Annotated in this window: 17 protein-coding genes; 11 read left to right on the top strand and 6 right to left on the bottom strand. The window is 37.5% G+C overall.

What is annotated here, in order from left to right; translation table 11 throughout:
* Positions 1-418: 418 nt before the first annotated feature.
* Together GLP24_RS16430 and GLP24_RS16425 are read left to right on the top strand one after the other, a co-directional pair.
* The gene (locus tag GLP24_RS16430) at positions 419-1,675 is read left to right on the top strand and encodes a dicarboxylate/amino acid:cation symporter (protein WP_152654217.1); all 1,257 of its coding nucleotides are present in this window, start codon (positions 419-421) and stop codon (positions 1,673-1,675) included.
* Between the two features lie 297 nt (positions 1,676-1,972).
* Entirely contained in the window at positions 1,973-2,110 is a 138-nt protein-coding gene (locus GLP24_RS16425; RefSeq protein ID WP_167388574.1) for a hypothetical protein, read from the top strand.
* A 20-nt stretch (positions 2,111-2,130) separates the two neighbouring features.
* Here GLP24_RS16425 and GLP24_RS16420 read toward each other — a convergent pair whose 3' ends face one another.
* Complete coding sequence (locus tag GLP24_RS16420; protein ID WP_232598966.1) at positions 2,131-4,452, bottom strand: ATP-dependent helicase; 2,322 nt, start codon at positions 4,450-4,452, stop codon at positions 2,131-2,133.
* A 215-nt stretch (positions 4,453-4,667) separates the two neighbouring features.
* On the opposite strand from GLP24_RS16420, the gene GLP24_RS16415 reads away from it, so the two are divergent.
* From GLP24_RS16415 to GLP24_RS16385, 7 genes are all read left to right on the top strand, one after another.
* Complete coding sequence (locus GLP24_RS16415) at positions 4,668-5,381, top strand: DUF445 domain-containing protein (protein ID WP_101769829.1); 714 nt, start codon at positions 4,668-4,670, stop codon at positions 5,379-5,381.
* Between the two features lie 241 nt (positions 5,382-5,622).
* On the top strand, positions 5,623-6,387 hold the full coding sequence (locus GLP24_RS16410) for a metal-dependent hydrolase (protein ID WP_101769828.1): 765 nt from the start codon (positions 5,623-5,625) through the stop codon (positions 6,385-6,387).
* 216 nt (positions 6,388-6,603) lie between these two features.
* Positions 6,604-7,707 carry a phosphoribosylaminoimidazolesuccinocarboxamide synthase gene (locus GLP24_RS16405; protein WP_232577751.1) on the top strand — a complete coding sequence of 368 codons (1,104 nt, stop codon included), beginning with the start codon at positions 6,604-6,606 and terminating at the stop codon, positions 7,705-7,707.
* 477 nt (positions 7,708-8,184) lie between these two features.
* Complete coding sequence (torE, locus tag GLP24_RS16400) at positions 8,185-8,361, top strand: trimethylamine N-oxide reductase system protein TorE (RefSeq protein WP_101769826.1); 177 nt, start codon at positions 8,185-8,187, stop codon at positions 8,359-8,361.
* A gap of 43 nt (positions 8,362-8,404) precedes the next feature.
* Positions 8,405-9,583 (top strand): pentaheme c-type cytochrome TorC, encoded by a 1,179-nt coding sequence (gene torC, locus GLP24_RS16395; protein ID WP_152654221.1) that lies wholly within the window; start codon positions 8,405-8,407, stop codon positions 9,581-9,583.
* Positions 9,584-9,603: 20 nt separating this feature from the next.
* Positions 9,604-12,072 carry a trimethylamine-N-oxide reductase TorA gene (torA, locus tag GLP24_RS16390; RefSeq protein WP_232616276.1) on the top strand — a complete coding sequence of 823 codons (2,469 nt, stop codon included), beginning with the start codon at positions 9,604-9,606 and terminating at the stop codon, positions 12,070-12,072.
* 278 nt (positions 12,073-12,350) lie between these two features.
* On the top strand, positions 12,351-12,647 hold the full coding sequence (locus GLP24_RS16385; RefSeq protein ID WP_101769823.1) for a hypothetical protein: 297 nt from the start codon (positions 12,351-12,353) through the stop codon (positions 12,645-12,647).
* A 79-nt stretch (positions 12,648-12,726) separates the two neighbouring features.
* Here GLP24_RS16385 and gnd read toward each other — a convergent pair whose 3' ends face one another.
* Genes gnd through zwf form a run of 3 tightly spaced genes read right to left on the bottom strand, consistent with a single transcriptional unit; the run spans position 12,727 to position 16,404 of the window.
* Positions 12,727-14,175, bottom strand: coding sequence for a decarboxylating NADP(+)-dependent phosphogluconate dehydrogenase (gnd, locus tag GLP24_RS16380; RefSeq protein ID WP_101769822.1), 1,449 nt, complete (start codon positions 14,173-14,175; stop codon positions 12,727-12,729).
* Position 14,176: 1 nt separating this feature from the next.
* On the bottom strand, positions 14,177-14,902 hold the full coding sequence (pgl, locus tag GLP24_RS16375) for a 6-phosphogluconolactonase (RefSeq protein WP_232601082.1): 726 nt from the start codon (positions 14,900-14,902) through the stop codon (positions 14,177-14,179).
* Between the two features lie 2 nt (positions 14,903-14,904).
* Positions 14,905-16,404 (bottom strand): glucose-6-phosphate dehydrogenase, encoded by a 1,500-nt coding sequence (gene zwf, locus GLP24_RS16370; protein WP_101769820.1) that lies wholly within the window; start codon positions 16,402-16,404, stop codon positions 14,905-14,907.
* A 617-nt stretch (positions 16,405-17,021) separates the two neighbouring features.
* On the opposite strand from zwf, the gene GLP24_RS16365 reads away from it, so the two are divergent.
* Both GLP24_RS16365 and GLP24_RS16360 read left to right on the top strand, forming a co-directional pair.
* Complete coding sequence (locus GLP24_RS16365; protein ID WP_101769819.1) at positions 17,022-17,357, top strand: PBPRA1643 family SWIM/SEC-C metal-binding motif protein; 336 nt, start codon at positions 17,022-17,024, stop codon at positions 17,355-17,357.
* A gap of 123 nt (positions 17,358-17,480) precedes the next feature.
* Positions 17,481-17,948, top strand: a complete 468-nt coding sequence (locus GLP24_RS16360; RefSeq protein WP_101769818.1) for an RNA methyltransferase — start codon at positions 17,481-17,483, stop codon at positions 17,946-17,948.
* Between the two features lie 54 nt (positions 17,949-18,002).
* Here GLP24_RS16360 and GLP24_RS16355 read toward each other — a convergent pair whose 3' ends face one another.
* Positions 18,003-20,138, bottom strand: coding sequence for a diguanylate cyclase domain-containing protein (locus GLP24_RS16355; RefSeq protein ID WP_232575445.1), 2,136 nt, complete (start codon positions 20,136-20,138; stop codon positions 18,003-18,005).
* Positions 20,138-21,334 carry a sugar ABC transporter substrate-binding protein gene (locus tag GLP24_RS16350; RefSeq protein WP_101769834.1) on the bottom strand — a complete coding sequence of 399 codons (1,197 nt, stop codon included), beginning with the start codon at positions 21,332-21,334 and terminating at the stop codon, positions 20,138-20,140. Before GLP24_RS16350 ends, GLP24_RS16355 begins: the two co-directional genes overlap by 1 nt.
* Positions 21,335-21,427 lie beyond the last annotated feature (93 nt).

The raw sequence follows: 21,427 nt of genomic DNA, 5'->3' as shown, positions 1-21,427 counted from the left end.
CCTAGAAGACATCAACAAGTCTTTTGAGCTACTACACGAAGGTAAGAGTATCCGTACGGTTATTCACTTCGATAAGTAAATACTTATCATCACCTCAACGCATAGCAATATGCGTTGAGATTGTTTTATGTTCACTTGTTCAATACCATACGCTAATGGATTAGCAATTAACTTATTAACGATATTATTTTTGTTTTACTTATACTTTATTTGGATATAAATCCAGATCATCGTTAATTGAGAATGGCATTTGCCACGCTCTGGCATTTTATGTCAGAGCGTTTTTATTTTTACACTACCCTTTATATTTAATACATTTCTTGGATTAGGCACCTGATATAATTAATAAGCCTTTTAATACCAAGTTCTTCTTTTTATATTCTCGTTACGAAACGAACACCGAACAGAGACCTTTTCCATGAACCGTCGTCTATTCAAATCGTTACCTTTCCAATTAATGGTTGCTGCTCTATTTGCATGGGGTCTTGCCTCTCTTTTACCCTTACAACCTAGCTTTGAGCACTCCACAACCTTTAAATTACTAATGTTAACTAAAACAACCTATATCGGCTTACTCAAGATGCTGGTTGGTATTGTAGTGTTATTCTCATTATTACAGGGAATTACTAGCATAGGCTCAACTTCCCGTTTAAAAACATTAGGTTACAAAACGATCGCTTTCTATAGCTTAACCTCAACCCTCGCGATCTGTTTAGGCCTTGGGGTCTCACTTGCAATTCCTAAATGGCCACATCTAATTGATATAGCACAAGTGACAGTCGGAAGTCATGTTCAATTGATTGATAATAGCGCCTCTTCTGGTGGTGCTATTGCCGAGAAATTATTTAGCATGGCATTAGTCAATCCATTTCAAGCACTTGCAACGACAAATTTATTAGCCATTGTTGTATTTGCACTATTATTAGGCATTGCCTTATTAGCCAGTTTACCGCCTAAGCACCCTGTTTTTGAGCTTATTTCAGGGCTCAATATTGCGATTAACCGAGTCGTCTCTGCGGTAATCAAACTTGCACCTTTGGCTGTATTTGCGATTGTATTTCAATTTACAGCTCAAAGTGGTAATAGCATTTTTGGTGAATTAGCACTCTTTGCTTTATTGGTCTTTTCATTAACGTTAGTTCATGGTGGCATCGTATTACCATTACTGGCGAAATTGTTCACAGGGATTAAATATTCAACATTATTTCGCGCCCTCTCTGCTCCAATGGCAATGGCATTTGCGACATCATCAAGCTCTGCTACATTGCCGTTATCATTACAAACAGCGCAAGAAGATTTAGGTATATCGCAGCCTACCAGTAGTATGGTATTGCCGTTAGGTTCGATCATGAATATGGATGGAACAGCTCTTTTTGAAGGGGTTGCGGCCATTTTCCTAGCCCAACTTTATGGTATAGAGCTAGGAACATCAGGACTTATTATGATTTTCATTATGGCGATGGTGTCATCAATTGGTGCCCCAGGAATGCCATCAGGATCAATGTCTGGTATGCAATTAGTTCTACTTGCTGTTGGTATTCCACTAGAAGCTATCGCCATATTACTGATTATTGAACGCCCATTAGATACTTTTCGTACTGCCGTTAATGTTGAAGGGGATTTAATTGCCGCTTTAGTGGTTGATAAATGGCAAAGCCAGTCAACAAAAGTGTGATCTAGGTCTTTTTTAGCATCTTATCTGCTTTTGTCATCGCTGCTAAATATTACTTTGACAGTAAAAAAATAGTGCCATAATATCAACACATAAGTACAACGTTTTACTACAAGTTAATCCGTTATACTTATTAAAATTTTAACATCCTTTATATCAATAGGGTCCTGTGCACTTAAAACAGACGATATAATGGAGCAATAGGAAGCTCAAGGACGATGTTAATTCACTAACATTAAAGAATAATCAATCAATTAGTAGGATTATTCTTTATCTAATAATGAGTTAATAGGCCGTTTTATGATAAAAAAATTCTTACAAGCATTCGGATTCAAAAATGCTGAAATTAAATCTCGTCAATTACGAGAACGACTAGAATTTGCTGTCCAGCAGAATCTCGGTCAACGTGAAGCTCGCGCTAATCGTGACCACCAATAAAATCTTTCTATCCCAAATAGTTAAATATATTGACGAGCTTTAGCACGAGCAACAACAATAAGGCGATTAATAAGTACCTTTTGTTTAGCCGTGCCAGCTTGCTTTAATTCTCGTACAATACGTGTTACTTCTGTTTCTAAATACTTCACTGATTTCGTTTGCACCATGCTACGAATCAATTTCTCTGATTTACCTGGAATCGGTTGCTGTAATGCCCATTCATAGCTATACACACTCTCCCCTGCTGCATTTGGCTCTGGTTGCGAAATAGAGGCAGGTTCTGGTGGTGATTGCATATCATCAATACGAGCCAAACGACGATAATACCCCTGCACCACAGGTGATTTATGGTATGGCAATTCACCATTATGATATAACTTAGGACCGATTTCCTGGGCTACATCTGCTTTTGATTCAATAATAAATTGGCTGGCATTTTTATCTTTACGAACATAATGATCTTTCTTGGTATTTTCAACCGTATAATATATTTTAGCGCTATGCTTAGCTCGCGTTATCGCCACATAAGCAAGCCGACGTTCTTCTTCCGTGTCAGCCGAAATACCCAATGATGATCGGTTCACATAAGGAAACGCTTCTTTATCCCAATAAGGTAAATATACCTGACTATACTCACACCCTTTGGCTCTAAAAATAGTCGTTAGTTGTACGCTATTATTGTTATCTTGCGACTGATTTTCAACAACTGACTGTTGAGTATAATATTCAAAATACTGCAAAGCTTTATCACAGTTTTGATCCATTGATTCTAATACTGTTTCAACACTGTCTAAGCGTTCAACCGCTTCTTCTATTTCTGTTGCGGTTGCTTCTGTTTTCCAAATCCAATTATCAAGCTCACTGTCACGACGATATTGCTTATAAACCACCAGCGCTTTAAAATTACCTTTGCGTTGCAGCATTAATAGCAACTCAATACGATCACTGAAGGTTTCTAAATTAAGTGTCGGTTGAATCTTTTCGGTTTGCTTTATTAAACGAAGCCACTCATTACTTGGTCGTTGTGCTAAAGACTCACATAATGGTCGTAAGCTTTTATTTGGTACATAACAGTGTGGAAATGATAATAAGTTAAACAATAAATTGGCCTTATCATTATCAGCTAACGTCAAAAAACGCCCCGTTGCTAATATCATAATATCCATTAACAACTTTACTTCACGACTATGTGTTAACACCGAACCGATCGGCATATGGTAAGGTATTTTCTTAGTTAAAAATGCTAGCTCAAATAACATTGCTTGTGACCAACGCCTAACCAAAATAGCGACCTCTGCAGGTTGCCCACCTTTTGAAATAAAATCAGCGACTGATTGTGCGATTTCACCCACTTGCCGCGCCGTACCAATCACTTCAACAGACGTATCTGCCACGGATTCATGGGCGATAGTTTGAAAGTCGTGAAACCGCTGTTTATTATTAGCAATTAAATGACTCGCAGTTAATGCTAGGCTATGACCAAATCGAAATGTATGCGATAAGCTATACGTTGTTGCGGGTGCAAAATCTTGTTCAAAATTAAGCATAAATTGTGGCGCACTGCCACGCCATTTATAAATACACTGATCGACATCCCCCACAGCCACTAATTGTGCTTGTGGTGATAATAGTAATTTCAATAATTGATATTGTGCGGTATTTATATCTTGGAATTCATCAACTATCATAAATTGAATACGTTGGTGATAGTAAGCCAATAAAGCATGATCATTTTTTAATAATTGAATTGTTTCCACCAGCCAATCATCAAAGAATAGCTGTTTACGCTCTTTACGTACGGTTTCAAAGTTCCAAAAAGCGTCAACAATAAAGGCATATTCTCGGTTAATTTCTGAAATATCAAAGACTTCTTTTGGCGGCAGCATATGTGCTTTTACTAATCCAATAAAACTCATTAACAATTCAATAGTACGAGGATCTTTAAACGTCTGTTGCTTTTGATACGATTTTTCTTGTGCCGCCATTTGACGTAATACAAGTTTAGCAATGGTTTTATCACTATCACCATTATTAAAATCGATTTGATAGCCCGTCGTGGACAGATACCCCGACTGCCTTAATAACTGAAAACAAAAACTATGAAAAGTATGAACAGGTACACGTGCTGCCATCGGAATTTGAACTAATTTTGCTTTAAAATCAGTACGGATATCACGATTAAACATGAGCACTAACATATTGTCAGCAACAATGGTCTGTAATTTATGTTCAACAACCCCTATTAGCGTTGTTGTCTTACCCGTTCCAGCGCCAGCCACACACAGTGCATTACCTGACTGATGATGAATAAAAGCAGTTTGTTCAGCTGTAAAACGGGTCATTAAAAATACTCAGTAAGACAATAAATGCAGAGCAGGCGAGTATAACAATTGCCATCTGAAGTTTAAATCGTAAAACCACTATTACTGTCAGTGAACACAAATGTAGCATTGGTCTGTTTCTATCTGTTAGAATTTAGGCTAATTTTGAATGGCACAATGCTATTTACTGACCCTATGACCGTATATATCGGTGTTATAACGACTAAGAACTGCACATGTTAAAAAATAAAAGCTTCATGACTAATGCCCTCTCTCTTCTACTTTTATTTATTGGTTATATTAGCAATCAGCATATTATTCTTTATTGTGGCTTATTTGCCTTTTCAGGTGCATTAACCAACTGGCTTGCCATTTATATGTTATTTGAAAAAGTACCGGGGCTTTATGGCTCAGGTGTTATTCCTGCTCGTTTTGAAGCATTTAAAGCGGCAATAAAAGCATTAATGATGGAACAATTTTTCACTCAACAAAATATTAGTCGTTTTTTAAACCAAGATACCGACCAATCAACATCACTTGATATGCAGCCAATTATCAACAAGATTGATTTTGCACCAACATTTGATTCATTACTTGATGTCATCATGAACTCATCATTTGGTGGCATGATCACCATGATGGGGGGGCCAGAAGCAATGGAACCTTTACGTGAACCATTCATCGCAAAAATGAAAGAGTCAGTAATAGACATCAGCCACCAAGACAACTTCAAAATTGCACTTAAACAACAATTAATCAAACCTGAAACATTGCATGATATTGAAGATAAAATTGAAGATATTATTGACCAACGTTTAAATGAACTAACACCGAAGATGGTTAAAGAAATGGTTCAAAAAATGATCAGTGAACATCTTGGCTGGTTGGTTATTTGGGGCGGTGTTTTCGGTGGTGTCATCGGTATTATATCAGCACTTATCACGGGCTAATCAAAACATCTTCTACTACCTAGTTGCCGTATTCTTTTTAAATAGTATGCGGCTGCTATACTCATTTTACCCTCTACTTATTTACAGCGTAATTTAGTCACATCCATTATAACAAAATCCAAACTGATTCTTTTTTACTCACTTACTTTCATTAATTGCACTAAAAGTGTGATAAATATTGAACTATGATAACTAACAGTGATAAATACCTGTATATGTATCCAGTTGGAACTCATTTTTCTTGGCAAATTTCTCAACCCACTTCACGATTGCAGCAATTGTCAGTGGCTTAACAGCAACCACACTGTTGTCTGCTGATCATATTAGCCCTAGCATTGCACTATGGATGACCTTTTTTGGCACCATTGGTGGACTTTTACCTGACATAGACTCAGACCATTCAACGTCGATGAAAGCCTTGTTTACGCTCTTAGCGGGGTTTTGTTGTTTTCTGCTCATTAGCCACATCTACACTCATGTGGCAATGTTAGAACTGATTCTGTATGTCGTATCATTATTTATTACAATTCGTTATTTTGGCAAAGCCGTATTTGATCGTTGTACCGTTCACCGAGGCGCATGCCACTCTATTTCATTTGTTAGTCTCATTGCTTTATGTTGTGTCAATATTTGCGCATTACTCGGTCACACGGCAACAGATAGCTGGTTTGCGGGTGGGTTTGTGTTACTTGGTGGTATCGTGCATTTAGTCTTAGATGAAATATACAGCGTCGATCTGTCAAATAAACGTTTTAAATCATCATTTGGTACGGCACTTAAACCGTTTGCCTTTACCAAACCATTTATTAGCCTTGCTCAAATTATCATTATTGTTATCTTGTTTGAATTAGCACCAAGCTATGACGGTGCTTTGCACGTTGTCACTAATTGGAGTCATTTTCAATTCACTCCTGACTGGTTCAATATAAACGATACTAAACAATGGTTCTTACACATGTTTTATATTACACCTCGTGATCTACATGCCTTTTATCAACGTTTTTAATCCCCAATAAAACACTATCTCATGATGTAAAGTATGGTATTCCACTACCATACTTTACATTTAGTACTATTTTAAAACAAAAAGCAATCGTTTGCTTTTTTGCTGGTAGTCCAAGATTTAACCGCGTATTATGCTAAAAAAAATGAGTACTTAAAATAAATTGGATCTTAAGTATTCGGTATTTCGATGTCATCATTTTGAAATAGGAATTTCACCATGAACCTTGCAGATCAAGTTCTTGCCGTCAATGACGACCTTCCCATTCGTACTGATAAACCCGTTCATAGTGGAAAAGTACGCTCTGTTTATTGGTTAACAGAAGCTGACAGTCGTCGCCTTATTCAACAAAAAGGCTACAACGTTCAACCTGATGCGCCTCTCGCAATTATGATTATCAGTGATCGTATCTCTGCATTTGACTGTATTTGGCATGGTGAGGGGGGGTTGAAAGGCGTTCCAGGCAAAGGAGCTGCACTCAATGCAATCTCAAACCATTGGTTTAAACTATTCAAAGACAATGGATTAGCTGATAGTCATATTCTTGATATTCCCCACCCCTTTGTCTGGATTGTACAAAAAGCAAAACCAGTAATGGTGGAAGCAATTTGTCGTCAATATATTACAGGTTCAATGTGGCGAGCATATACGCAAGGTGAACGTCAATTCTGTGGTATTCAACTACCAGAAGGATTGAAGAAAAACCAAAAATTACCACAATTACTAATGACCCCGTCAACCAAAGGTATTCTAAAAGATATTCCAAATGTACCTGAAGCTGACGATGTTAATGTGACTCGTGAAGATCTCATCAATAACTACCAAGCCTTTAATTTCCGGAATACGGATGATATTAATTATTACGAAAAACTATTAGCCGATGGGTTTACCGTGATTAGTGATGAATTAGCTAAATTAGACCAAATTTTTGTCGACACTAAATTTGAATTTGGCTACGTCACAGATACGAGTGGTAATGAAAAACTTATCTATATGGATGAAGTCGGTACACCAGATTCATCACGAATTTGGGATGGTGCCGCTTATCGTGATGGACAAATTATTGAAAATTCCAAAGAAGATTTTCGTCAAGTCTTACTTAATTATTTTCCAGATCCAGATATTTTATTAAATAAAGAACGCATGCCTGAACGTTTTGCATTAGCCGCAGACAATGCTCTGCCTCAAGATATATTAATGCAGATATCTAAAATCTATACGGGCATCGCTGAGAAAATAACAGGAAAGCCGATAACGCTAAGCCAAGATCCTAAAACTGAAATTATTGATATTTTACGCAGTGAATATCAGTTAATTGATTAACATTCATTCGAGAGCTATCTAATAGCTCTCTCTTTTCATCCTTTTCCATTAACAATTTCATTCATATCACACCTTAAAAATTATTTTATTCACATTTCTATTTGTAATAGCTTTAACGAAATACACCACCTGTCACCCACCTCTTAATTTAAAATCAATATTCCCTATGAATAGCACCACAACAACCAACAACCACACCCAGTAAACCCTAACAAACCAAACAAAAATATAACATCACCACAATTATGCCCTCCATTTTTTGTAATAATCGCTCTTAAATAATAATTAAATTACACATACTTGCTTTTAATATTAACAATTCAGTTTGAATTCAAAAAATACTATTTTAATAACAGAATAACGCATTTATTAATTGAATAAGTATAGCCGTCTACTTTATGATCATGTTGTTATTAGAATTGATATATCTATTTATAAAAAATAACTTTTACCTTTACATAAATTTTAGGAGGTTTTATGAGCAGTATTACTGATTCTACTGCCAAGAAAACACGTAGCCGCGAATGGAAAATGTTCCTTTTTATTACCATTTTCCTGTTCCCTATTTTAAGTGTCATTTTCGTTGGCGGTTATGGTTTCACAGTCTGGATGTTGCAATTGTTTATTTTTGGTCCTCCCGGTCACGGTGGTTGATCCTCTACTTCACGCTGCAAGCATCATTTAAAGAGAAACAATAATGAAAGCATTTTTAAAAAAAGCTTGGCTAACCCTATCACGCCCAAGTGTTCACATTAGCCTTGGTGTTCTAACCCTTGGCGGTTTTATTGCAGGTATTATTTTCTGGGGCGGATTTAATACTGCACTTGAAAAAACCAATACTGAAGAATTTTGTGTAAGCTGTCATGCCGATAATGTCGTACCTGAATACGTTAATACTATTCATGATAAGAACCGTTCAGGGGTTCGAGCAACCTGCCCAGATTGTCATGTACCCCATGATTGGACTGATAAGATATCTCGTAAAATACAAGCAAGCAAAGAAGTGTTTGCTCACTTCGCTGGTGTTATTGATACCCCTGAAAAATTTGAAGATCGCCGTATCGTGCTAGCACAGCATGAATGGGAGCGCTTTAAAGCAAACGGTTCACAGGAATGTCGTGATTGTCACGATTATAAAGGCATGGATTTTGAAAAAATGTCCCCTGTTGCGCGTGTTCAAATGAAAAATGCAGCAGAGCGTGATCAAAGCTGCGTAGATTGCCATAAAGGTATTGCTCATCACTTACCAAAAGATATGGATACCAGTGGTGGCATGGTGTCAGAGTTAGTCCAACTTTCTCATGGTACTGACTATAGCAAGGGCGAAGAAGTTTATAGCGTTCGCTTCCTTCCTGTTTACGAAGATAAAGCGATGACAATTGAAGCCGGTATTCTAAATCCAGCTTCTGGCGTAAAAGTTATCGATGAAACTAATGATGCAATCGAAGTAGAGATTGCCGGTTGGCGTAAAGATAAAGGTTATGGTCGCGTGATTCAGGAAGATTTTGGTATGAATATTCCGGTTGCTTCTCTACTTAAAGAATCAGCACAAAACGATAAAGTGGTTGATAAGTATGAAGAGAAAGTTGATGACCTAACTGGTCTTCCTTGGCAGCGTGTTACTGCCACAGTATGGATGCCTAAAAATTCATTAGTCAATGACATCACACCAGTATGGGCTCAGGCAAAAACAGCGTATACCACTAACTGTTCAGTGTGCCATACCCAACCGGCTGAAAGTCACTTTGATGCAAACACATGGCCGGGGATGTTTAACGGAATGTTGGCATTTGTAAACTTTGACCGTGATAGCGAAGCCATTGTATTGAAGTACTTACAAAAGCACTCTTCTGATTTTTCTAATGGCCAACACTAAGCATTGATGGAGTAAATACTATGTCAGTATCAAGACGCTGTTTTCTAAAAAGCCTAGCCACAACAAGTGCGGCCACTGTGATTGGCCCAAGCCTACTCGCCTCTGCAAATGTATTTGCTAATGATGAGATATCTCAAGGCACATGGCGCTATTCTGGCTCTCACTGGGGTGCATTCCGTGCTCAGATCTATGCGGGAAAAGTACAACAAATTGAAGCGATTGAAATAGATAAAAACCCAACTGAAATGCTCAATGGCATTAAAGGCATTATCTATAACCCATCACGTGTTCGTTACCCAATGGTACGTCTAGAGTGGCTTAAAAAACACAAGTTTAGCGGCGAGACTCGCGGTAACAATCGTTTTATTCGTGTGACATGGGATGAAGCCTTAGATCTGTTCTACCGTGAACTTGAGCGTATTCAAAAGGACTACGGTCCATGGGCGCTCCATGCAGGTCAAACAGGCTGGCGTCAAACGGGTCAGTTCCATAGCTGTACTAGCCACATGCAACGTGCTGTCGGTATGCATGGTAACTACATTACTAAGGTTGGCGACTACTCAACAGGTGCTGGTCAAACGATTATGCCTTATGTACTAGGTTCAACGGAAGTATATGCTCAAGGTACGTCATGGTCTGAAATTTTAGACAACAGTAAGAACATTATTTTATGGGCTAACGATCCGGTTAAAAACCTCCAAGTAGGTTGGAACTGTGAAACGCATGAGTCTTACCCTTACCTTGAGCAACTAAAAGAAAAAGTAGCGAAAGGTGAAATCAATGTTATTTCGGTTGATCCGGTTAAAAACAAGACCCAACGTTACCTAGAAAATACCCATCTTTATCTTCACCCTCAAACGGATGTACCGTTTATGCTGGGTGTGGCGCACACGCTTTACACTGAGAATCTTTATGATAAAGAATTTATCAAGATGTATTGCTTGGGCTTTGATGAATTTATTGGTTACGTAACTGGCGACACCAAAGATAACGTTGAAAAAACACCTGAATGGGCCGCTGAAATTTGTGGCGTTCCCGCCGATCAAATCCGTGATTTTGCCCGTATGCTAGTTAAAGAGCGTACTCAAATTCTGTTTGGTTGGTGTATTCAGCGTCAAGAACATGGCGAGCAACCTTACTGGATGGGTGCAGTTATTGCTGCGATGGTAGGACAAATTGGCTTACCTGGCGGTGGTATTTCTTATGGTCACCATTACTCAGGTATTGGTGTTCCATCAACAGGTTTTGCAGCACCCGGTGGCTTCCCACGTAACGTAGATGAAGGTCAGAAACCCAAGTGGGATAACAATGATTTCAATGGTTATAGTCGTACCATCCCTGTTGCACGTTTTGTCGACTGTATTTTAGAACCGGGTAAAGAAATTAAATACAACGGCTCTAAAGTGATTCTACCTGATTACAAAATGATGGTGATCAGCGGTAACAACCCTTGGCATCACCACCAAGATCGTAACCGCATGAAGCAAGCATTTCAAAAATTACAAACCGTTGTTACGATTGATTTTGCATGGACGGCAACCTGTCGTTTCTCTGATATTGTGCTACCTGCATGTACTCAGTTTGAACGTAACGATATTGACGTTATGGGCTCATACAGTGGTCGTGGCTTAATCGCAATGCAAAAATTGGTTGATCCGTTATATCAATCAAAAACTGACTTTGATATTTTCACTGAATTATCACGTCGTTTTAATAAAAATAAAGAATACACCCGTGGCATGGATGAAATGCAATGGGTTCAAATGCTGTATAACGATTGCCGAAAAGCCAACGCTGGCAAATTCAATATGCCGGAATTTGATGTTTTCTGGAAACAAGGTTTTCTAGATTTTGGCACCGGTAAGCCATGGGTTCGTCACGCTGATTTTAGACAAGATCCAGAAATCAATGCGCTAGGTACACCATCAGGTTTCATTGAAATATCCAGCCGTAAAATTGCACGTTATGGCTATGAACACTGTCAAGGCCACCCAATGTGGTTTGAAAAAACAGAACGTTCGCATGGTGGTCCAGGCTCTGATAAACACCCATTCTGGATGCAATCTTGTCACCCTGACAAACGCTTGCACTCACAAATGTGTGAATCAGATGAGTTACGTGCAACCTATACCGTCCAAGGCCGAGAGCCGGTGTACATCAACCCGAAAGATGCCGCAGCAAAAGGCATTAAGAATGGCGATGTTGTACGTGTATTTAACGATCGCGGTCAATTACTTGCAGGTGCTGTTGTCACAGACAGCTATCCACAAGGTGTCGTTCGTATAGAAGAAGGCGCATGGTACGGCCCATTAAATGAAAAGATTGGTTCGATTGATACCTATGGCGATCCAAATACTCTAACCATGGATATTCCAACCTCCGAATTAGCACAAGCAACCAGCGCCCAAACGTGCTTGGTGAGCATTGAAAAATTCAAAGGCGAATTACCACCTGTAACGGCCTTTGGTGGGCCAATTGAAGTGAGTTAATCACAACAATAGTATACAGAGCCCCTTTCATCATCATGGTGTCGGGGGTTTTATTTATCATCATGTCATATTCCAGCCCCCCTCCAGCCAGTTAAAAAAAACATAATCTCGCCAAAAACGTTTTATAAACAAGCAAATTGTCGCTAATGGGTTATTTTTCAGCAAACTTATTGTGCATATATTGATCAATTCAAAAATGTAAGCGAAAATAACCTTATAGGCATGGAGGTTTATAACAATTGTATGTTTATGGATATTTGACTTTAAAGGTACAGAATATGTCAGGTTTCGCCTACCCTCACACTTGCCCATTAATTGATAAACAAATAGGTCGAGCAAAAGGTGATTTAACAACCTATGCCCGTGATTTATTACGTTCTTATAATATTGAAATCAGCGGTAAAGAGATGCTGCTTGCTGGTGAAGAGTTATTTAGCGCACTGAGCGATATTTTTGAAAAAACACGAAAAACAAATGAAGATATGCGCACAGAAGCTCATAAGCAAATAGTGGCGCTTGAAGCTGAAAATATGGAATTACGCGCATTACTCTATTGCCAGCGTATGGCGAGTTAAATCTAGATTCTTCATAATACATCACGCATAAAAAAAGCCACCGCAAAACGGTGGCTTAATCATATCGATTACTTAGACATTATACGTCGTAAGTAGTAGATGCTGTATTACCGCCAGTACCCGTCCAGTTCGTATGGAAGAACTGACCACGAGGCTGATCAATACGCTCATAGGTGTGAGCACCGAAGTAATCACGCTGCGCTTGAATCATGTTCGCTGGTAAACTAGCTGTTGTGTAGCCATCAAGGAAGGTTAATGCTGATGTCATTGTTGGCATTGGTAGGCCAATTTCCATCGCTTTTGATGCTACTTTACGCCATGCTGGCATGCTGCTTAATAGAATATCTTTAAAGTAAGTATCTGAACCTAGGAATTTGATTTCTGGGTTTGTATCGTATGCATCACGAATATTACCTAGGAATGCACTACGGATAATACAACCGCCACGCCACATAAGTGCCACGTTGCCGTAGTTTAGATCCCAGTTAAACTCTTCTGATGCTTCACGGATTAACATAAAGCCTTGTGCATAAGAAATGATCTTTGATGCAAGTAGTGCTTGACGTAATGCATCAACCCACTCTTTCTTATCACCATCAATCTTAGCAATTGTCTTACCAAATAAGCTTTCTGCTTCAACACGTTGCTCTTTCATTGAAGAAACACAACGTGCAAATACTGCTTCAGTAATAAGTGTTAGTGGAATACCCAAATCTAGTGCATTAATACCGGTCCACTTACCTGTACCTTTTTGGCCCGCAGTATCAAGAATTTTTTCAACAAGAGGCTGACCATCTTCATCTTTATAACCAATAATTTCAGCTGTAATTTCAACTAAGTAGCTATCTAACTCAGTCTTATTCCACTCTTGAAGAATAGCTTGCATTTCATCATGAGACAGCTCTAAACCAGACTTCATGAAGTGGTATGCTTCGCTGATTAACTGCATGTCACCGTATTCGATGCCATTGTGAACCATCTTAACAAAGTGACCTGCACCATTTTTACCCACCCAATCACAACAAGGCTCACCCGCTGCTGTTTTTGCAGAGATTGCTTGGAAGATAGGTTTAATTACAGGCCATGCTGCTTCAGAACCACCCGGCATGATTGAAGGACCAAAGCGTGCACCTTCTTCACCACCAGAAACACCAGAACCTACGAACAATAAACCTTTAGCTTCAAGTTCTGCGACACGGCGGTTAGTGTCTGGGTAGTTTGAATTACCACCATCAATAATGATGTCGCCTTTATCAAGCAGTGGTACAAGCTTATTTATAAATGCATCAACAACATCACCAGCACGTACCATTAACATGATTTTACGTGGTGATTCTAACTTAGAAACTAAATCTTCTAATGACGTAGCACCGATGATGTTAGTGTCCTTTGCAGGACCTTCAAGGAATTCTTCTACTTTAGAAACGGTACGGTTAAACGCAACAACTTTAAAACCATGGTCATTCATATTAAGGATCAAGTTTTGACCCATAACCGCTAAACCAATAACACCAATATCGCCTTTCATACTATTCTCCTTGTGCTAGCAACGTTGCAGCTGCTGCATCTAAATACCATTCTGTTTCGCCATGAGAGGCTTTAATTTTTGCTGCCGGATAAGCAAGTTCATCCGACGGTGTACTATTTATTTCAGATAAGACCTCAGCCTTACTTTCACCCAATACCAGATACGTAATACGGTCAGCATTTTCAAGTAAACGTGCCGTTTTTGAAATGCGTTGCTGACCACTTTGTGGTTGAGTGGCAATCACTGCTAATGCAGGATCATCAAAATTAGTCTGATGTGGAAATAAAGAAGCAGTATGACCATCGCCACCCATGCCTAATAAAATCCAATCAAATGCAGGTAAACCTTGTTTATGTGGAATTACTGCATCCATTTCTGCGGAAAAACGTGCACATTCAGCGACAGGCTCTGCTTCACCACGAATACGGTGGATGTTCGCAGCTGGAATTATAATATGCTTGAATAACAATTCATTAGCTTCGCCAAAATTACTTTCAGCATCGGTTGGCGCAACGCAACGTTCATCGCCCCACCAAAAATGAAGATTCTCCCATTGAATATTTTCAGCAAAAGGCGCTTGCGCTAATGCTTTAAATAACAATTTCGGAGTACTTCCACCTGATAATGAAATATGTACCGCTTGAGATTGTAAACTCATCGCTTGCATCGTTTCAGCAAGAGAAATCACTACATCGTGTGGCGTCGCAAATACTTTATAATTCATCATGCTTATAACTCACAATAATCAGTATTAGCCAAATTTTTACAAGGGAAACGCCATTGACGACTATCATTCATTAATAGTTCATCCGCTTCTTTTGGTCCCCATGTTCCAGCAGCATAACCAAATAAATGCTCAGGTTGTTCTTTATAATCGAGAATCGGTTGTACGAACTTCCAACATGCTCTTACTGCATCAGTACGTGCAAATAATGTAGCATCCTGTTTCATACAATCTAACAATAAACGCTCATAAGCAGTCAACATATTCATTGATTCAAGTTTGTCATAATGAAAATCCATTGACACTTCTTGAGATTCAAAACCTGCACCTGGTTTTTTAAGGCCGAAGCTCATTAAAATACCTTCATCAGGTTGAATACGAATAATCAATTTGTTCTCTGGTGCATTTGCGCCAAAGACTGGGTGCGGTGTTTTCTTAAAGTGAATGACAACTTCAGTAACACGCGTCGGTAAACGTTTACCCGTACGAACATAAAACGGCACCCCGTTCCAACGCCAGTTTTCAATAAACATCTTCATACCGACATAGGTTTCAGTACGAGATTCATCATCAACACCGTGCTCTTGACGGTAACCTGGAAGGTGTTTACCACGAACATCAGATTCAGTGTATTGACCTAACACTAAATGGTTAGTCAGATCGTCTTCTGATAATGGTTTAAAGCTTTGCATCACTTTAACCACTTCATCACGGATAGAGTCAGCATTAATTGCTGCTGGTGATTCCATACCAACCATTGCGAGTACTTGCAATAAGTGGTTTTGGAACATATCACGTACAGCACCCGCGCCATCGTAATAACCACCACGATCTTCAACGCCTAACGCTTCAGATGCTGTAATTTCAACGTAATCAATAAAGTTACGGTTCCATAATGGTTCAAACATACCGTTTGCAAAACGGAAAACTAATAAGTTTTGTACCGTTTCTTTGCCCAGATAATGGTCAATACGGTAAATTTGATGCTCTTGGAAACATGCGTGAATCTGCTTATCTAAAGAAATAGCTGATTCAAGATCATAACCAAATGGCTTTTCAACAATCAGATTTTTCCAACCGTCAGCTTCATCGTTAAGACCGTGAGCCGCAAGGCATTCAGGAATAACACCATATAGGCTAGGTGGCGTTGCAAGATAAAAAACCGCATTACCTTGAGTATGATGAGTATCTTTGAATATGTCTAAACGTTGCTTTAATACTGTATATTGATCAGCATCTGAAGTATTCAATGCTTGATAATATAAATGCTCGCAGAACTCCGTTAATATCGCTGCATCTGTCTTTTCATTTTCTTCTAATGCAGAACGCAGTTTATCACGAAATTCCTGATCGCTATATACCGTACGACTAACACCTAAAATAGCGAAATCTTCTGGCAATAAACCATTAGCGTATAAATGATAGAACGCAGGAATCAATTTTCGATGAGTCAAATCGCCTGACGCACCAAAAATCACAATTGCGTTATTTTCTGGTTTAACCATGTCATGTTCCCATTTATTTACAGATCATTCGATCTGGTATAGCAATCAATTGCTTGGTATAACGGGCTTTATTATGCCGTAATTTTCAATTTGTTCTCTGTTTTTCGTGATAAAAATTGAAAATTTTTGTTATACCTTAATTATCATTTTAGCTAATTAGTAAATCCAATCTGTAGCATTTATTGCTAATGTATTAACATATCAGACAATTTAGCACTGTTTATATTTTCTATACTGCGTATGTTAACAATTATTGGCGACAGTGATAGACGAAAAAACCTATTAATTTGATAGGTTTTTTCGTTGAACTAATAGATTTAAACATCTAACCACATTCGACTAAATTCTATAAAACCGCTCAATTGTGAAGACAATTTCAGGCTAATGCAATCGATTACTTGGTGGCAAGCAAAGAATTAAACATCGTCTGCTACATTTTCCATCATATCTTCTGAATATTTTTATTACGACGGCATTAGCTCAATGCTTGATAAGCGACACAATGGCGGTTATTATGCCCGCAATTTCAGCCACCTTACTTTTGGTGGCTTTTTCGTTATTAAGCGTATTCATTCAACAATGACAACGCTAATATTACATAGCAAACAGGTTATCCCATGTCTAAATTTTTCTTTAAAGGCCGCATCGAAAAAAAACCAAAACACAGCAGCTGTGGCTATAACACAAAGCGTGAAAATAAGCTTGGCACGGAAACCAACCCACTCACACTGATTGTGAACACAGAAGCACGCCAACAAGAGCTAGAAGTAGAACTTGCAGAACAACAGCTTTTTGCATCATTTACAATCAATGCTGACGTTGAAGAAGATATTACAGAATTAACGGCAACATTAAACAAACCAATAACGACAATGTTTGACAAAACACCTAACCGTAATGACCTTTGTTCATGTGGCAGCGGCAAGAAATACAAAAAATGTTGCGGTAAGTAAAACCTCACATAAAAACAGGAGCCTCAGTTCCTGTTTTATTCTCCCCCTAAATAATGGTACCTACTGCAAAAATATCGCATTTAGGTATACAATCCCGCCACAATTTCTAAAGTAGATGTACATATGAGCAAAAAAAGTCAGGGTTACTCTTGTGTAGGCCTTTTTAATCCCAAAACGCCTGAAAATGTCGGCTCTGTTATGCGAGCAGCGGGCTGTTATGGTGTCAACTCTGTCTTTTATACTGGCACTCGTTATGATCATGCAGCGCAATTTTGTACTGATACCAAAAATGCTGCGCTTGATATCCCTTTAATTGGTGTTGAAGATCTAAAAGCTATTATTCCTGTCGGCTGTGTACCCGTTGCCGTAGATTTAATTGATGATGCGAAGCCATTACCTGAATATAAACACCCAAAACGTGCGTTTTATATTTTTGGTCCTGAAGATGGCACATTAAAAAAAGAAATCACTGATTTTTGTCGTGAAACAATTTATGTTCCAACAAAAGGTTCAATGAATTTAGCAGCGGCGGTTAATGTGATCTTATATGATCGTATGGCAAAGGGTAGTAATTACTCGAATCATAAATAAGCCTCCGACATTCAAACCACTGCAACATCTATGTATATTGCAGTGGTTATATTACTACTGTTTAATACCCGTAGTTTCATAGAAATGATGTTTATCTTTATACATCGCTTTATCTGCAACTAAAAAAATCTGCTCTACTGAGTATTGATCAGTACTGGCATACCCAACAGCAAAATGAATTTCAACACGTTTTCCATCAGGCAAATAGGCATAATTAATTTGATTGCGTACTTTTTCTAACCGACGCCATAAAATGCTACAACTTTCAGAATCGCCAGCTTCTAAAATAATTGCAAACTCATCCCCACCAAGCCGATAAACTTTATCCGTCACTCGAGAAGTTTTAACTAATAGTTTACTTGTCTCAATTAATAATACATCACCCATACTATGACCATAACAATCATTTGCTCGTTTTAGGCCATTAACATCCAATATAAACACACCAAAATGTCGCTCTGGATAACGATTAAATAATTGAATATGCTCGTCTAAATCTAGATCAAAAGCCTTTCTATTCGCTAATCCTGTTAATGAATCAGTAACCGCTATTCGCGCTAGCTCTTCATTTAATAACCGGCCTTCTAATTCAATTGATAATTGGCGAATAAATAAAGAAATCACTTCAAAGTCATCATGTTCTAATGCCATATATTGCATTACTATTATACCTGTAATGTCATTCTGACTATTTTTAACTTTAAAACAATGCAAATATTCACCATTACTTGGCACACGATAATAATCGCTATAATGACTTTCAGGCTGTATATCTTTATTTTCTAAACGAGACTGATCTATATTTTCACAGGCCCATATACCTTTATTATCGGCATAATTTTTCATTGCCCAACCAGCCATCGGGTATAAAGCGACCACTTGTGTCATTACCGTTTCAATAATATCGCCAGATTGAAGCTCATGGCTAAACGATAATAATGATTGCAACATCGAACGTCGATTTTTTTCTCGTAATAATGAACGACTAAGTGCTAATGTTTTCTCTTTAACTTTTTTTTCTAATTGATCATTAAAATTAACTAATTGTAAGTTCGCTTGTTCTTTTTCTAAATATGCAATATTTAATTCTTTATTCGTCGTGGCCAAATTTGCCATTTGAGCTTGAATCGTTTTTGCCATATTACGAATGAGTTGCTCAACCATTAAAAATTCAGCAAAACGTAATGTTTTATTCGCGCTTTTATATTCGCCGTGGGAATAAGCTCGCACCACATCCATCAATCCACTTAATGGTCGAGCAATCCAACGATAGATCAACCCCGCACTAAAAAGTGACAGTAGAATAATAATTCCACCAAATAATGTTATATATTTCAATGAATTAATATACGGATTCTCTCCAATATATTTACCCATATACACTTTCATTATGTATTCAATAGGTTCTGAAATATACTTATTTTCTAATTTAATCTTTATTGTTTTATGTATTGTCGGTGTTTTATTATTTATAACGCCTTGAGTAATAATGATATTATTTATATCATCAATATTATTCACACTTCCTCTGTCATTGTTGTGGAAAACCACTTGTTCTCCATCTTTCAAATAAGGCCGTAATACTTTAATAATATTTTCTATTGGTACAACAACAATTAAATATCCTAATGGTTCTCGTTTTAAACCATTTGTCATCGATTGAAAAATAGGTACTCCAACGACGATCCCTCGACGAGTGGGATTAAATTTAAATGGCATTAAATCTTCACCATTATAATAAAAAACCCATTGTCGTCCGTTATTATTTTGATGAGATAAACGATAACTAAGTATATCTTTTAATTTAAAAAAAGAAGATAAGCCACGAATACCATTATAACTTTCAATTTCAGCCCATTGATCATCAACTAAATAAGCAGCTTGAATTAATGGTGCATTTTTAACTAATGTACCTAAAGAAGTATTAACATGACCCGCAAGAAAAAAGTTATCAATAGCTTGAACAAATAGTCTATCACGTGACAGTACATCTAAACTTGTTGATAGTAATGAAAATCGATAATCAAATTCTTGCTCAATCGTTTTAGATAATCGGTCTAGCATATCAATACGATAATTCTCTTCTACATCTGATTGTTGTTTTAAAAGTAACCCACCAACAATCGCAGCAGGTACAACAGCAATAATTAACATTAATAATGCTAATGATGATTTTAAGCGTAATTTCATCAATTATGATCCAAAGATTGAAGCTGTTTTATCGCCATTTTTTGCATATGTTCCGCAGTATATTCAGCGGTTGCTCCAGCTTTATAATGTTGAAAACCAATCGCTATAGCCTGCCATGAAATAGCCATGTTCATCATTGATGGCATCGGTTTCGTTAATGCCATTTGATTAAACATAATTAAACTATCACCCTTTGCTCTTACTTTAAGTTGCTTATAATACGCCATAGATATAGGTAATAAATGCGCTTTTTCATACACTGCCTGCTGATTGCTTAATTTCTGAACAAACTTTGCAAAACTCTTAATTACTTTCTGCTTATCTTTTAAGCGAAGTGAACAACTAGGAATAGCCAAAACAAATGTACTTGCCATTGGATGCATTGTATTACCATTGACCTTAGGTAATACAGCAACGCCTAAATCATCACCCAACATCACTTTTAAATCATGATATGCCCAATCACCATTAATAGAATAAGCACTTTTACCTTCAACAAAATCACGCTGGGAACAACGGTAATCACAATGTCGATCAATAATGCCTTGATCTGCCAATGAACGGTAATATTTTAAAGCTTTAACCATTGCTGGTGTATTAAGAGTGATTTTTCCATTAGCAATAGGCCAGCCATTAAATACCGATAAAAAGGGCATAAAATAATACATATCATTATAATTCCACCCTATTGGTATAATATTTTTAGCCAGCAATTGTTTTTTTATTTGAATAAGCTCTTTAAAATCTGTAATCGGTTGTGTCACATATTTTTTATTATAATATAAAAGTAAAAAATTACCTTGAATCAGAGGTATTCCCCAATACTTTCCGTCTAATTCTACAGAAGCTTTTACTCTTGAACTTAGTTCTTCTTTATACCAATCACCAGGAATAGACGATAAATTCATCATTTTATGCAATCCTAAAAAATCAGAAGGAATAACAATAAAATCAGGTAAACCACCATCTTGAGCACTTAATAAAATTTCTGCTTTTATCTCTGATGGATCAAGTTGTACAATTGAGATGTTAACATCATGTTTTTTTTCATATACCTTTGCCATTACTGTTAAGAAATCACGATTCTGATGTGAAGACCAAATAGTTAATGTCTGTGTTGCTAATACTGTTTTTGAAAATAAAAGTATGAAGAACAAAAAAGAAAACTGGAAAGTATTTAATAACTTATCAGACATTATTTTGATTATAACCAGATGCATATTATGATATGTTTTGTTTGACATATAAAAACTCGAAGTAAATAAATCTCATTTAGATAAATTGTTATA

The sequence above is a fragment of the Photobacterium carnosum genome, from assembly GCF_021236965.1.
Classification (GTDB): Bacteria; Pseudomonadota; Gammaproteobacteria; order Enterobacterales; family Vibrionaceae; genus Photobacterium; species Photobacterium carnosum.
This window is presented reverse-complemented; position numbering and strand designations above follow the sequence as displayed.